The organism is Xanthomonas arboricola pv. juglandis (assembly GCF_905367715.1).
GTDB classification, from domain to species: Bacteria; Pseudomonadota; Gammaproteobacteria; order Xanthomonadales; family Xanthomonadaceae; genus Xanthomonas; species Xanthomonas arboricola.
On sequence record NZ_HG999362.1, the window covers coordinates 1,491,565 to 1,505,489 of the forward strand.

A 13,925-nucleotide genomic window follows, 5' to 3' on the forward strand; every position below is an offset into this window, starting at 1 on the left:
GCCCGCTCCATGCAGGCCAGTCCGTCAGGCATCCATGCCTGGCGGACGAGACGGAAAGCCCCGCTTTTGCGGGGTTTTTCGTTTGACGGCCGGGAGTGGGGAATAGGGAATCGGGAATCGGAAAAGCCGGCTCCTGGTTTCTTCTCGCTCTTTGCTGTCTTGCTGGTGAGTGCGCTCGCCGGCAAGGGTCAGGCTGGTTTCTTTGGCCGATTCCCTATTCCCCATTCCCAATTCCCGGTTGCAAGCTCATGAAGTTAGTCGACGAAGCAGAAATCCTGGTCAGTGCCGGCAATGGCGGCAATGGCTGTGTCGGCTTTCGCCGCGAGAAGTTCATCCCGCTCGGTGGGCCCGATGGTGGCGACGGCGGTAATGGCGGCAGCGTGTGGATCGTGGCCGACGAGAACGTCAATACGCTGGTCGACTTCCGGCATGAGCGTACCTTCAAGGCGCAGCGCGGCGAGAACGGCATGGGTCGCCAGGCCTACGGCAAGGGCGGCGAAGACCGCATCATCGTGGTGCCGGTCGGCACCGTGGTGATGAATGTGCAGACCGACGAAGTCATCGGCGACCTGACCCAGCATGGCGATCGCCTGCTGGTGGCCAAGGGCGGCAAGGGCGGCCTGGGCAACATGCATTTCAAGAGCTCGGTCAACCGTGCGCCGCGCCAGTCCACCACCGGTGAAGAGGGCGAGGAGCGGTTGCTCAAGCTGGAGCTGAAGCTGCTGGCCGATGTTGGCCTGCTGGGCTTTCCCAATGCGGGCAAGAGCACCCTGATCCGCGCGGTGTCCTCGGCAACCCCGAAGGTGGCCGATTACCCGTTCACCACCCTGTACCCGAATCTGGGCGTGGTCAGCGTCGAGGCGTATCGCAGCTTCGTCATCGCCGACGTGCCGGGCCTGATCGAGGGCGCGGCCGACGGTGCCGGGCTGGGCACGCAGTTCCTGCGCCATCTGCAGCGCACCCGTCTGCTGCTGCATCTGGTGGACATTTCGCCGATGGATGGTGGGGTGGAGGCGTCGCCGGTGGATCAGGTGCGCACCATCGAGCGCGAGCTGGAGCGCCACGATCCCGAGTTGCTGAAGAAGCCGCGCTGGCTGGTGCTCAACAAGGCCGACCTGATGTTCGAGGACGAGGCGCGCGCTGCGGCCGAGACGATCGTGGCCGAGCTTGGCTGGACCGCGCCGTGGTATCTGGTCTCGGCGCTGGGCCGCGATGGCACCTTCCCGATCATGAAGGACATCATGGCGTTCTTCGACCGGCAGCGCGAGGACGAGCTCGAGGCACGCAATGCCGGCTGAGCGCATGCGCAGGCACACAAAAAACCCGGCCAAGGCCGGGTTTTTCTATGCCACCGCAAGCCAGGCCTGCGGTGATGCCAACACGGCTCGCTTACGCGGCCTTGATGGCCTTGATGCGAGCGGTCAGACGGCTCTTGTGACGCGCAGCCTTGTTCTTGTGAATCAGGCCACGGGCGCTGAAACGGTCGAGAATGGGCTGAGCAACGGCGAAAGCAGCTTCGGCGCCTGCAGCATCGTTGGCGTCAAGGGCCTTGATCACCTTCTTGACGGCGGTGCGCAGCATCGAACGCTGGCCCGTGTTGCGCTCATTGCGCACGACGGTCTGCTTGGCGCGCTTCTTGGCGGACTTGATATTGGCCACGGTGGTGGGTTCCTGAAAAATCGGTGTAGTGGAAAAAGCAAGCGGGAAAGTATGATGGGCTTAGTTATGTACGTCAAGTCAGTTGTCAAGAGGGATGCAGCGTGAGCAAGCCCGGCATGTTGAGAGGCCTGCTCTCATTCAGCAGTATGACCATGGTGTCGCGGGTGTTGGGCCTGATCCGCGACCAGGCGATCTCCACCACCTTCGGCGCCAATGCGGTCACCGACGCGTTCTGGGTGGCGTTCCGGATCCCCAATTTCCTGCGTCGGCTGTTCGCCGAGGGCTCGTTCGCCACCGCCTTCGTGCCGGTGTTCACCGAGGTCAAGGAGACCCGTCCGCACTCGGACCTGCGCGAGCTGATGTCGCGGGTATCCGGCACGCTCGGTGGCATGCTGCTGCTGATCACCGCGCTGGGGCTGATCTTCACCCCGCAGCTGGCGTCTGTGTTTTCCGATGGCGCGGCCACCGATCCGGATAAATACGGCTTGCTGGTGGACTTGTTGCGGCTGACGTTTCCGTTTCTGTTATTCGTCTCGTTGACCGCGCTGGCGGGCGGGGCGCTCAACAGCTTCCAGCGGTTTGCGATTCCGGCGCTGACGCCGGTGATCCTCAATCTGTGCATGATCGCCGGCGCGCTGTGGCTGGCGCCGCGGCTGAACGTGCCGATCCTGGCGCTGGGCTGGGCGGTGCTGGTGGCCGGGGCGCTGCAGTTGCTGTTTCAGCTGCCGGCCCTGAAGGGCATCGACCTGCTGACGCTGCCGCGCTGGGGCTGGACGCACCCGGATGTGCGCAAGGTGCTGACCCTGATGATTCCGACCCTGTTCGGTTCGTCGATCGCGCAGATCAACCTGATGCTGGACACGGTGATCGCCGCGCGGCTGGCCGACGGCTCGCAGTCGTGGCTGTCGCTGGCCGACCGGTTCCTGGAACTGCCGCTGGGCGTGTTCGGGGTGGCGCTGGGCACGGTGATCCTGCCGGCGCTGGCGCGCCATCACGTCAAGACCGACCGCAGCGCGTTCTCCGGCGCGCTGGACTGGGGGTTCCGCACCACGCTGCTGATCGCGATGCCGGCGATGCTCGGCTTGCTGCTGCTGGCCGAGCCGCTGGTGGCGACCTTGTTCCAGTACCGCCAGTTCACCGCCTTCGATACGCGCATGACCGCGATGTCGGTCTACGGCCTGAGCTTCGGCCTGCCGGCGTACGCCATGCTCAAGGTGCTGCTGCCGGCCTTCTACGCCCGCCAGGACACCCGTACCCCGGTGCGTGCCGGCGTGGCGGCGTTGATCGCCAACATGGTGTTCAACTTCGCGTTGCTGGCAGTGGTCTACCAGATCATGGTGCCGCCCGAGCTCAAGGCGCAGGGCGTGATGCAGGCGCTGGGCAAACAGCCGGGCCTGCATCTGGCGCTGGGCATTGCCAGCGCGCTGTCCAGTTATCTCAACCTGGCTTTGCTGTGGTACTGGCTGGGCAAGTCCGGCGTGTACCAGCGCCGGCCGGGTTGGGCTGGCTATGCGCTGCGCCTGCTGCTGGCATGCGCGGCGATGGTGGCGGTGCTGTTGAGCCTGCTGTGGTGGCTGCCATCGTTCACCGTGATGGATAAGTGGGATCGCATCGGCTGGCTGGCGGTGCTGGTCGGCAGCGGTGGGGCGACCTACCTGGTGGCGCAAGTGGCGCTGGGATTGCGGCCGCGGCATCTGCGCGAGGGCTAGTCGTCCGCCGAGCTGGCCGAGCAAGTGCGGAGCCAGCCGTCATGCACGGTGGGCGGGGCCAATCCCTGGCCGGGAAGGCGCGCAATCGTGTGCCCGCTTCCGGAACGCGGCGGCACAGGCCCGGGGGCCGCACCCATGCGGATTGACAGGCACGGCTATACTTGCGGGTTATGCATCAACGAGGGTCGGCCGGCAGGCCGGCATCTGTTTGGATCGAGGAATGAGCAGGCTGTTTAGAGACGTCGAGGGCGGGACGCTGTTCCCGCACGGAAGCGTGGTCTGCATCGGCGCCTTCGATGGCCTGCACCTGGGGCATCGGGCATTGGTGCAGCACGCAGTCGCGCGCGCGCGCGCGCTGGGGGTGCCGGCGGTGGCGGTGAGCTTCGAGCCGCTGCCGCGCGAGTTTTTCGCCCCGGCCGCGCCGCCACCGCGGCTGACCCTGGCCCGCGCCAAGATTGAAGGGTTGCACGGCTTCGGTGCCGACAGCGTGGGCATGATCCGTTTCGATGGTCGCCTGTCGGCGATGAGTGCCGAAGACTTCGTGCGCCTGGCCCTGGTTGGCCGGCTGTGTGCCAGAGAGGTCTGGATCGGCCCGGAGTTCCGTTTCGGCCATCGGCGTGGCGGCGATATCGGCCTGCTGCGCTCGCTTGGTGACCACTACGGCTTTGCAGCGGGCGAAATCGCGCCGGTGCACCTGCACGGCGAGCGCATCTCGGCCACGCGCATCCGCGAACTGCTGGGCGTGGGCGAGTTCGCGCACGCCGGGCAATTGCTTGGCCGTCCGTATGCCATCGGCGGGCGGGTGGTGCGCGGCAAACAGCTTGGCCGCACCCTGGGCTACCCCACTGCCAATCTGCGTTTCCCGCGCACGCCGGCGCTGTCGGGCATTTACGCGACCTGGGTGCATGGCGTGGCCGAGCGACCGTGGCCGTCGGTCTCGAGCTTTGGCACGCGCCCGACCGTGGCCGGCGTGGAGCCGCTGCTGGAAGCGCATCTGTTCGATTTCCAGGGCGACCTGTATGGCCGGCATATCGAGGTCGAATTCGTCGCCAAGCTGCGCGACGAAGAGAAGTTCGATGGCCTGGACGCGCTGACGGTGCAGATGCATCGTGATGCCGAGCAGGCGCGTGCGGTGCTGGACAGGCACGCAGTTTCTGCAACACATGCGAGTTCCTCGCAACAGCCCGCCTATGATGCGAGTCCCTCGCAAGAGCCCGCACATCCATGTGCGGACTTATCAAAAAATCCAGCGCAACGGTAGAGACCTGTGACCCAAGACTACAAAGCCACTCTCCATCTGCCCGCGACGGAATTCCCGATGCGTGGCGACCTGCCCAAGCGCGAGCCGGCGATGCTGGACCGCTGGGAGCGCGAGGGGCTGTACGCGCAACTGCGCGCCAATGCGGCAGGGCGCCCGCTGTTCGTGCTGCACGACGGCCCGCCGTATGCCAATGGCCAGATCCATCTGGGCCATGCGGTCAACAAGATCCTCAAGGACATCATCGTCAAGTCGAAGTACCTGGCTGGCTTCGATGCGCCCTACATCCCGGGCTGGGATTGCCACGGCCTGCCGATCGAGATCGCGATCGAGAAAAAGTACGGCAAGGTCGGCGTCAAGCTCGACGCAGCGCAGTTCCGCCAGAAGTGCCGCGAATACGCCACCGAGCAGATCGATCTGCAGCGCCGCGATTTCAAGCGCCTGGGCGTGATCGGCGATTGGGACAACCCGTACAAGACGCTGGATTTCCGCTTCGAAGCCAACGAGATCCGCGCGCTGGCCAAGGTTGTCGACAATGGCCACCTGACCCGTGGCGTGAAGCCGGTGCACTGGTGCTTCGATTGCGGCTCGGCGCTGGCCGAGGCCGAGATCGAATACGCCGACAAGGTGTCGCCGACGGTGGACATCGCCTATCCGGCGCGTGATCCGGCGGCTGTTGCTGCCGCATTCGGCGCCAGCCTGCCGGCGGGCGTGGGCGTGGCGGTACCGATCTGGACCACCACGCCGTGGACGCTGCCGGCGTCGCTGGCGGTGAGCCTGGGCGCGGAACTGGACTACGTGCTGGTCGAAGGCCCGGCCGATCGCGGCCAGCCGCGCTGGTTGGTGATCGCCGAGGCTCTGGCCGGCAAGGCGCTGTCGCGCTATGGCGTGGACACGGTGGTCGTGCACGGCCAAGCCAAGGGCGCGGCGCTGGAGCAGATGCTGCTGAACCACCCGTTCTATGCCGAGCGCGAGATTCCGCTGCTGCTGGGCGACCATGTGTCGGCCGAGGACGGTACCGGCGCGGTGCATACCGCACCGGGCCATGGCCAGGAGGACTACCAGGTCTCCAAGCAGTACGGCCTGCTCGAGCGTTACGGCGCTGCGCAGATCAACCCGGTGGACGGGCGCGGCGTGTACCTGCCGTCGACGCCGCCGCTGGGCGACACCGTGCTGGCCGGGCTGCACATCTGGAAGGCCAACGACATCATCATCGAAGCGCTGCGCGACACCGGCGTGTTGCTGGCGGCCAGCAAGATGGAGCACAGCTATCCGCATTGCTGGCGCCACAAGACGCCGATCGCGTTCCGTGCCACGCCGCAGTGGTTCATCTCGATGGAGCAGGCCAACCTGCGCGCCGATGCGCTCAAGGCCATCGACAACGTGCACTGGTATCCATCCTGGGGCCAGGCGCGTATCGCCGGCATGGTCGATGGACGTCCGGACTGGACCATCTCGCGCCAGCGCACCTGGGGCGTGCCGATCGCCTTGTTCGTGCATCGCGAAACCGGCGAGCCGCATCCGCGCAGCACCGAGTTGCTGCGCCAGGTCGCCGACCGGGTGGAACTGGGCGGCGTGGACGTGTGGTACACGCTGGATGCGGCCGAACTGCTGGGCGATGAGACCGCCGATTACGACAAGATCACCGACATCCTGGATGTGTGGTTCGACTCCGGCGTGACCCACGAGGCGGTGCTGGTGGACCGCGGCCTGCCCAAGCCGGCCGACCTGTACCTGGAGGGCTCCGACCAGCACCGTGGCTGGTTCCAGTCCTCGCTGCTGACCGGCGTGGCGATGGACAAGGCGGCGCCGTACAAGCAGTGCCTGACCCACGGCTTCACCGTGGACGAGCACGGGCGCAAGATGTCCAAGTCGCTGGGCAACGGCATCGAGCCGCAGGACATCATGAAGACCCTGGGCGCGGACATCCTGCGCCTGTGGATCGCCTCGGCCGATTACAGCAATGAGATGTCGCTGTCGCAGGAGATCCTCAAGCGCAACGCCGATGCGTATCGCCGCCTGCGCAATACCGCGCGCTTCCTGCTCGGCAACCTGCATGGCTTTGATCCGCTGCAGCACCTGGTGGCACTGGACGACATGGTGCTGCTGGACCGCTGGATCGTGCACCGCGCGCACGAATTGCAGGAAAAGATCGCTGCCGCGTATGCGCGCTACGACTTTGCCGAAATCGTGCAGGCCCTGCTGAATTTCTGCAGCGTCGACCTGGGCTCGCTGTATCTGGACGTGACCAAGGACCGCCTGTACACGATGGCCGAGGATGCACGCGGCCGCCGTTCGGCGCAGAGCGCGATGTATCACGTGGCCGAGGCGTTCGTGCGCTGGATCGCGCCGGTGCTGAGCTTTACCGCCGAGGAACTGTGGGGCTACCTGCCGGGCAAGCGGGTCGACAACGTGTTGTTCGCCACCTGGTACGACGGCCTGGCGCCGTTGCCGGCCGATGCTGCGCTGAGCAGTGCCGATGTCGACAGGCTGCTGGCCTTGCGCGAGCAGGTGGCCAAGGTGCTGGAGCCGATGCGTGCCAACGGGGCGATCGGCGCGGCGCTGGAAGCGGAGATCACCGTGGCCGCCGATGCGCAAACCGCCGCGCGCTGGCAGCCGCTGGCCGAGGAACTGCGCTTCCTGTTCATCAGTGGCGACGTGACCGTGACTGCGGCCAGCACCGACGACATCTTCGTCAGCGCGCAGCCGACCAGCAAGGCCAAGTGCGTGCGTTGCTGGCACCACCAGGCCAGCGTGGGCAGCGATCCGCGTCACCCGGAACTGTGCAGCCGCTGCGTCAGCAATATCGAAGGCCCCGGCGAGCAACGCCGCTGGTTCTGACGGGGTTGCGTGAAGGCGCGCGGCGGGCAGGTCCTGCCGCGCGTTATTGAGGCCCCGTACGGGCTGGCGTGTGCCTCTGTCGCGGCATCATGGGCAGGCGCTGGTGCCGGATGACGAGTGCCCCGGCGCTGCATGCAGTCCCTTGCTGAAGCGTGGCGCATGCGGCACGGCGGGGCAGGGGAGCCGGCTCCGGTGCCCATGCCATCCTTGCCTGCCTGTCATCCAGCTTTCGTCAGCTTCATCTGCCACCGCCCTTACTTATCGCCATCCAGGCATCTTCTCCGACGTCGGAGAAGTCACCACCAACTGCGACCTTTCGACATGAGTCAACGCCCCAAACCCTCTGCCCTGATCTGGTTGCTGCTGTCGGCACTCGTGATCGGGCTGGACCAGTGGAGCAAGGCCTGGGTGCTGTCCAGCCTGCCCGAATACACCCCGGTGCCGGTGATCGACGGTTTCTGGAACTGGTACCGCACCTACAATACCGGCGCGGCCTTCAGCTTCCTGAGCGATGCCGGCGGCTGGCAGTTGTGGTTCTTCACCGCGCTGGCGATGGGCATCAGCGGGCTACTGGCGTTCTGGCTGTCGCGCACCGCACGCAGCGAATGGCGCAGCGCGCTGCCGTATGCGCTGGTGATCGGCGGGGCGATCGGCAACGTGATCGACCGCCTGATGCACGGCCACGTGGTCGATTTCATCCAGTGGTACATCGGCAGCCACACCTGGCCGTCGTTCAACATCGCCGACTCGGCGATCGTCGGCGGCGCCATCGGGATCGCGGTATTCGGTCTGTTCGACAAGTCCGGCAAGCGCGAGTCGGGGATTCGGAAGTAGGAATCGACGCTGAAGTCGTGGCGCACCGGCGCCGCCCGGTCCCATCCTCCATTCCCCATTCCCGTAGAATGCTCGCCATGGATGTCCTGCTCGCCAATCCCCGTGGTTTCTGTGCCGGTGTCGACCGCGCGATCGAGATCGTCAAGCGTGCGATCGAAACGCTGGGCGCGCCGATCTATGTGCGCCATGAAGTGGTGCACAACCGTTTTGTGGTCGACGACCTCAAGCAGCGCGGCGCGGTCTTCGTCGAGGAACTGGACGAGGTGCCCGACAATGCCACGGTGATCTTCAGCGCGCACGGCGTCTCGCAGGCGGTGCGTCAGGAAGCCGAGCGCCGCGGGCTCAAGGTGTTCGACGCGACCTGTCCGCTGGTGACCAAGGTGCATTTCGAGGTGGCGCGGCATTGCCGGGCCGGCCGCGACGTGGTGCTGATCGGCCACGCCGGGCATCCGGAAGTGGAAGGCACGATGGGGCAGTGGAGCCGCGAACGCGGCCCGGGCACGATCTATCTGGTCGAGGATATCGAACAGGTCGCCACGCTGCAGATCCGCCAGCCGGAGAACCTTGCCTACACCACCCAGACCACGCTGTCGGTGGACGACACCATGGGCATCATCGAGGCCCTGCGTGCGCGCTACCCGGCGATGCAGGGGCCGCGCCACGACGACATCTGCTACGCCACCCAGAACCGCCAGGATGCGGTGCGCGATCTGGCGCGCCAATGCGATCTGGTGCTGGTGGTCGGTTCGCCCAACAGCTCCAATTCCAATCGCCTCAGCGAGCTGGCCCGGCGCGACGGGGTGGAGTCCTACCTGATCGACAACGCCGGCGAGATCGACCCGGCCTGGATCGTCGGCAAGCAGCACATCGGCCTGACCGCCGGCGCCTCCGCACCGCAGGTGCTGGTCGATGGCGTGCTGGCGCGGTTGCGCGAGCTGGGCGCCGAGGGTGTGTCCGAGCTGGAAGGCGAGCCGGAATCGATGGTGTTCGCGCTGCCCAAGGAACTGCGGTTGCGTCTGGTCAGCTGATGGTGGGTGCTCCAGGCCGCTGAGTCAGCGTCGAGTGCATGCGGCAGGTCCGGGCGTTTCGCAGTTGCAGGTGGCCATCGTTCGAAGGCCTCGGCCCCGGGCTCGAGGCCCGGATGCATAGTCCGCCGCCTGGCGGCGATTGACCGGGCACCGGCTCCGCTCCTACAATTCACGGCTCGCCGGAATAGCTCAGTTGGTAGAGCGGCGCATTCGTAATGCGTAGGTCGTAGGTTCGATTCCTATTTCCGGCACCATCGCTTCAGTACTGGGTCGACCATTGGTCGGCCCAGTTGCGTTTTGGGCCGATGCACGTACAGCCCGGCGCTGCGCCGCCATATACGCGGCACATCGCGCCGGCCGCAATCGATGGCCGCAACCGCATCTTTGCCGCCCCGCGCAGCGCTGCGACAACATGTCGCACAGTTTTGCGCGCATTAATTGCGACAGATCATTGCCGATGGGTTTCGTGCAGGTGCAGCAAAGTCTAAAATCAGGGAGCTAACTCGTGTCTTCGGTCTGCGTGGCCGCCTTCCCCCGGGAAGCGCGCCGTCAGGACGAGTCCACATGGATACGACGAACGAGGCTGGCGTTCCTTCGCACTTGGATCGACCGATGATTCCGTTGAAACATCTCGGGCGTGTACTTCGTCCAGGCCTGATGCTGCCGTTCCTGCTGTTGGCAGGCTGCAACTCGGCCATTCTCAATCCGAAAGGCCAGATCGGCCACGACGAGAAGCAGCTGCTGATCACCTCGGTCGTGCTGATGCTGATCGTGGTCATCCCGGTGATCGTGATGACGATTGCGTTCGCGTGGAAATATCGCGCGTCCAACACGAAGGCGCGCTACGAGCCGGATTGGTCGCACTCCACCGCCATCGAAGTGGTGGTGTGGTCGATCCCCTGCGTGATCATCCTGGTGCTGGCGGTGCTGACCTGGCGCTCCTCGCACGCGCTGGACCCGTACCGGCCGCTGGATTCGGACGTCAAGCCGATCACCATCGAAGCGGTGTCGCTGGACTGGAAGTGGATGTTCATCTACCCGGACCAGAACATCGCCACGGTCAACGAGATCGCGTTCCCGGTGCATACGCCGCTGAACTTCAAGATCACCTCCGATACGGTGATGAACTCGTTCTTCATCCCGCACCTGGGCACGATGATCTACGCGATGGCCGGCATGGAAACCAAGCTGCACCTGGTGGCCAACGAGCCGGGCGAATACTTCGGCCTGTCGACCAACTACAGCGGTCACGGCTTCTCGAAGATGAGCTTCAAGGCGCATGCGGTCGATCAGGCCGGCTTCGATGCGTGGGTGGCCAAGGTCAAGGCATCGCCGACCGCGTTGAACGCTGCCGAGTACCAGGTGCTGGCCGCCAACCGCAACGACAAGGAACAGTATCCGGTCACCTACTACTCGTCGGTGCAGGACGGCATGTTCCGCTCGCTCGTCGACAAATACATGAATGGTCCGGGCCATAACAAAGGCCATGGCGACCATCAGGCAGCGGCTGCAGAGCCGGTTGCCATGTGCACTTCTGGAGACAAGTGATGCTAGGCAAACTTACGATCGAGGCGGTTCCGTACCACGAGCCGATCATCATGGTCGCACTCGGTGGTGCCGGCCTGCTCGGCCTGCTCATCGCGGGCGCCATCACCAAGTACAAGCTGTGGGGCTACCTGTGGAACGAGTGGTTCACCTCGGTGGATCACAAGCGCATCGGTGTGATGTACATCATCGTGGCGCTGGTCATGTTGCTGCGCGGCTTCGCCGATGCGGCGATGATGCGCACCCAGCAGGCGCTGGCGGGTAACGGCGGCGAAGGTGTGCTGCCGCCGCACCACTACGACCAGATCTTCACCGCGCACGGCGTGATCATGATCTTCTTCATGGCCATGCCGTTCATGACTGGCCTGTTGAACCTGATCGTGCCGCTGCAGATCGGCGCACGCGACGTGGCGTTCCCGTTCCTGAACTCGCTGAGCTTCTGGCTGTTCGTGGCCGGTGCGGCGCTGATCAACATCTCGCTGGGTGTCGGCGAATTCGCGCAGACCGGCTGGCTGGCCTACCCGCCGTTGTCGGGGCTGGAATACAGTCCGGGCGTAGGTGTCGACTACTACATCTGGGCGTTGCAGGTCTCAGGCCTGGGCACCCTGTTGACCGGCATCAACTTCTTCGTGACGATCATGCGGATGCGCGCACCGGGCATGACTCTGATGCGCATGCCGATCTTCACCTGGACCGCGCTGATCACCAACATTCTGATCATCGCCGCATTCCCGATCCTGACCGTGGCGCTGGCGCTGCTGGGTGCCGACCGTTACCTGGGCACGCATTTCTTCACCAACGACGGTGGCGGCAACGCCATGATGTACGTCAACCTGATCTGGATCTGGGGTCACCCGGAAGTCTATATCCTGATCCTGCCGGCGTTCGGCATCTTCTCCGAGCTGATCGCGACCTACAGCCGCAAGCGCCTGTTCGGCTACACCTCGATGGTCTACGCCACCTCGTGCATCGGCGTGCTGTCGTTCGTGGTGTGGTTGCATCACTTCTTCACCATGGGCTCGGGTGCCAACGTCAATGCCTTCTTCGGCATCACGACGATGATCATCTCGATCCCGACCGGCGTGAAGATCTTCAACTGGCTGTTCACCATGTTCCGCGGTCGTGTGCACATGACCTCGCCGGTGCTGTGGACGATCGGCTTCATCATCACCTTCACCATCGGCGGCATGACCGGCGTGATGCTGGCGATCCCGGCCGTGGACTTCGTGCTGCACAACAGCCTGTTCCTGATCGCGCACTTCCATAACGTGATCATCGGCGGCGTGGTGTTCGGCTACCTGGCCGGCCTGACCTACTGGTTTCCGAAGGCGTTCGGCTTCAAGCTCAACGAGAAGATCGGCAAGGCCTCGTTCTGGTGCTGGATCATCGGCTTCTTCGTGGCCTTCATGCCGCTGTACGTGCTCGGCTTCATGGGCATGACCCGTCGCATGAATACCTACAACCACCCCGAGTGGGCGCCGTGGCTGTACGTCGCTGCGGCCGGTGCTGCGATCATCGGCCTGGGTATTTTCCTGAACCTGGTGCAGATCGGTTACAGCGTGTGGAAGCGCAAGGAGCACATGGACTACACGGGCGATCCGTGGGATGGCCGTACGCTGGAGTGGGCCACCTCCTCGCCGCCGCCGTTCTACAACTTCGCCGTGCTGCCGCACATCGACGACCGCGATCAGTTCTGGGCCGACAAGCAGAACGGCAAGGGCTGGGTGCGTCCGTCCAAGTACGAAGCGATCCACATGCCGCGCAATACCGGGGCAGGCGTGTATATCGGTGCCTTCAGTGTGCTGATGGGCTTCGGTCTGATCTGGCACATCTGGTGGTTGGCCATCATCGGCCTGGTCGGCATGATCGGCAGCTTCATTGCGCGCACCTTCGATGACGACATCGATTACTGGGTGCCGGCCGACGAAGTGGAGCGCATCGAAAACGCGCGCTTTGCCCTGCTCGAACAGCAACATGCGGCGCAGGCCGCGAAGGTGGTATGACCATGTCTTCCTCGACCACGCTTGACCACGCCGCCCACGCGGGCGGCCACGACGACCACGAACATCACGACGCCGGTGGCAACACCGTCTTCGGGTTCTGGGTCTACCTGATGAGCGACTGCCTGTTGTTCGCCGGCCTGTTCGCCACCTATGCGGTGCTCTCGGGCGCCACGGTGGACGGACCGACCGCCAAGGAGCTGTTCGACCTGAAGTTCGTGCTGGTGGAAACCTTCCTGCTGTTGTTCAGCAGCTTGAGCTTCGGCGTTGCGATGATCTCCGCGCACAAGCGCAGCATGACCGGGCTGTACGCCTGGCTGGGCGTCACCGCACTGCTGGGTATCGGCTTCCTGTGCATGGAAGTGTGGGAGTTCAACCACCTGATCCATGAAGGGGCGGGTCCGGGGCGCAGCGCGTTCCTGTCGGCCTTCTTCACCCTGGTGGGCACGCACGGCCTGCACGTGGCCTCTGGCCTGTTGTGGATGGCAGTGCTGGTGATCCAGATCTCCAAGAATGGTCTGACCCCGCGCAACAGCACGCGTCTGGCCTGCCTGAGCCTGTTCTGGCATTTCCTGGACATCATCTGGATCGGTGTGTTCACCGTCGTCTACCTGCTGGGAGCGCTGTAATGGCCAATCACCACGCGCATGAAACCGCTGCCGATGCACATGCCGGCGGCCTGAAGTCCTACCTGATCGGCTTTGTGATGGCCGTGATCCTCACCGTCATCCCGTTTGCGATGGTGATGAGCGGGGCGTTCTCCAAGGGCGTCACCGTCATCGTGATCTCGCTGATGGCCGCAGTGCAGATGCTGGTGCACATGGTGTACTTCCTGCACATGGATCGCTCGCCCGAGCAGCGCTCCAACGTGCAGGTGGGCCTGTTCTCGCTGCTGATCATCGGCATCGTGATCGTCGGTTCGCTGTGGGTGCTGCACAACATGAACGTCAACATGATGCATTGAGGCGGCGCTGTGCCGGATCACGGCACGCCGGATCGAAGCATGCTGGACAAAAAGCCGCCGGGTTACCGGCGGTTTTTTTGTGTGTGA

Annotated in this window: 11 protein-coding genes and 1 tRNA gene; 11 read left to right on the forward strand and 1 reads right to left on the reverse strand. The window is 64.6% G+C overall.

The annotated features are described in order from the left end of the window. Positions 1 to 248 precede the first annotated feature (248 nt). On the forward strand, positions 249 to 1,298 hold the full coding sequence (gene obgE, locus KHN93_RS06390; protein ID WP_016901714.1) for a GTPase ObgE: 1,050 nt from the start codon (positions 249 to 251) through the stop codon (positions 1,296 to 1,298). A gap of 91 nt (positions 1,299 to 1,389) precedes the next feature. Here obgE and rpsT read toward each other — a convergent pair whose 3' ends face one another. Beyond that, positions 1,390 to 1,659 (reverse strand): 30S ribosomal protein S20, encoded by a 270-nt coding sequence (gene rpsT / locus KHN93_RS06395; protein ID WP_002807888.1) that lies wholly within the window; start codon positions 1,657 to 1,659, stop codon positions 1,390 to 1,392. A gap of 116 nt (positions 1,660 to 1,775) precedes the next feature. On the opposite strand from rpsT, the gene murJ reads away from it, so the two are divergent. From murJ to cyoD, 10 genes are all read left to right on the forward strand, one after another. Further along, on the forward strand, positions 1,776 to 3,368 hold the full coding sequence (murJ, locus tag KHN93_RS06400; protein ID WP_212579289.1) for a murein biosynthesis integral membrane protein MurJ: 1,593 nt from the start codon (positions 1,776 to 1,778) through the stop codon (positions 3,366 to 3,368). A 220-nt stretch (positions 3,369 to 3,588) separates the two neighbouring features. After that, a complete protein-coding gene (locus KHN93_RS06405) occupies positions 3,589 to 4,629 on the forward strand; it encodes a bifunctional riboflavin kinase/FAD synthetase (protein WP_212579290.1) in 1,041 nt (346 codons plus the stop codon). 6 nt (positions 4,630 to 4,635) lie between these two features. After that, a complete protein-coding gene (ileS, locus tag KHN93_RS06410) occupies positions 4,636 to 7,467 on the forward strand; it encodes an isoleucine--tRNA ligase (protein ID WP_212579291.1) in 2,832 nt (943 codons plus the stop codon). A gap of 321 nt (positions 7,468 to 7,788) precedes the next feature. Continuing rightward, positions 7,789 to 8,301, forward strand: coding sequence for a signal peptidase II (gene lspA, locus KHN93_RS06415; protein ID WP_211914960.1), 513 nt, complete (start codon positions 7,789 to 7,791; stop codon positions 8,299 to 8,301). Between the two features lie 77 nt (positions 8,302 to 8,378). After that, positions 8,379 to 9,329 (forward strand): 4-hydroxy-3-methylbut-2-enyl diphosphate reductase, encoded by a 951-nt coding sequence (ispH, locus tag KHN93_RS06420; protein ID WP_104563214.1) that lies wholly within the window; start codon positions 8,379 to 8,381, stop codon positions 9,327 to 9,329. Between the two features lie 178 nt (positions 9,330 to 9,507). Then, positions 9,508 to 9,583: transfer RNA gene (locus tag KHN93_RS06425), tRNA-Thr, on the forward strand. 358 nt (positions 9,584 to 9,941) lie between these two features. Further along, a complete protein-coding gene (gene cyoA, locus KHN93_RS06430; protein ID WP_024940071.1) occupies positions 9,942 to 10,877 on the forward strand; it encodes a ubiquinol oxidase subunit II in 936 nt (311 codons plus the stop codon). After that, positions 10,877 to 12,877, forward strand: coding sequence for a cytochrome o ubiquinol oxidase subunit I (gene cyoB, locus KHN93_RS06435; RefSeq protein ID WP_016901525.1), 2,001 nt, complete (start codon positions 10,877 to 10,879; stop codon positions 12,875 to 12,877). The genes cyoA and cyoB overlap by 1 nt, the downstream gene beginning before the upstream one ends. Further along, a complete protein-coding gene (gene cyoC, locus KHN93_RS06440; protein ID WP_006450194.1) occupies positions 12,874 to 13,503 on the forward strand; it encodes a cytochrome o ubiquinol oxidase subunit III in 630 nt (209 codons plus the stop codon). Before cyoB ends, cyoC begins: the two co-directional genes overlap by 4 nt. Next, a complete protein-coding gene (gene cyoD / locus KHN93_RS06445; protein WP_006450195.1) occupies positions 13,503 to 13,838 on the forward strand; it encodes a cytochrome o ubiquinol oxidase subunit IV in 336 nt (111 codons plus the stop codon). The genes cyoC and cyoD overlap by 1 nt, the downstream gene beginning before the upstream one ends. Positions 13,839 to 13,925 lie beyond the last annotated feature (87 nt).

Bases quoted from the DNA above. Each gene is read 5' to 3' on its own strand.
- obgE (WP_016901714.1), top strand. From the start codon at position 249: ATGAAGTTAGTCGACGAAGCAGAAATCCTGGTCAGTGCCGGCAATGGC.
- murJ (WP_212579289.1), top strand. From the start codon at position 1,776: ATGTTGAGAGGCCTGCTCTCATTCAGCAGTATGACCATGGTGTCGCGG.
- KHN93_RS06405 (WP_212579290.1), top strand. From the start codon at position 3,589: ATGAGCAGGCTGTTTAGAGACGTCGAGGGCGGGACGCTGTTCCCGCAC.
- lspA (WP_211914960.1), top strand. From the start codon at position 7,789: ATGAGTCAACGCCCCAAACCCTCTGCCCTGATCTGGTTGCTGCTGTCG.
- ispH (WP_104563214.1), top strand. From the start codon at position 8,379: ATGGATGTCCTGCTCGCCAATCCCCGTGGTTTCTGTGCCGGTGTCGAC.
- cyoA (WP_024940071.1), top strand. From the start codon at position 9,942: ATGATTCCGTTGAAACATCTCGGGCGTGTACTTCGTCCAGGCCTGATG.
- cyoB (WP_016901525.1), top strand. From the start codon at position 10,877: ATGCTAGGCAAACTTACGATCGAGGCGGTTCCGTACCACGAGCCGATC.
- cyoC (WP_006450194.1), top strand. From the start codon at position 12,874: ATGACCATGTCTTCCTCGACCACGCTTGACCACGCCGCCCACGCGGGC.
- cyoD (WP_006450195.1), top strand. From the start codon at position 13,503: ATGGCCAATCACCACGCGCATGAAACCGCTGCCGATGCACATGCCGGC.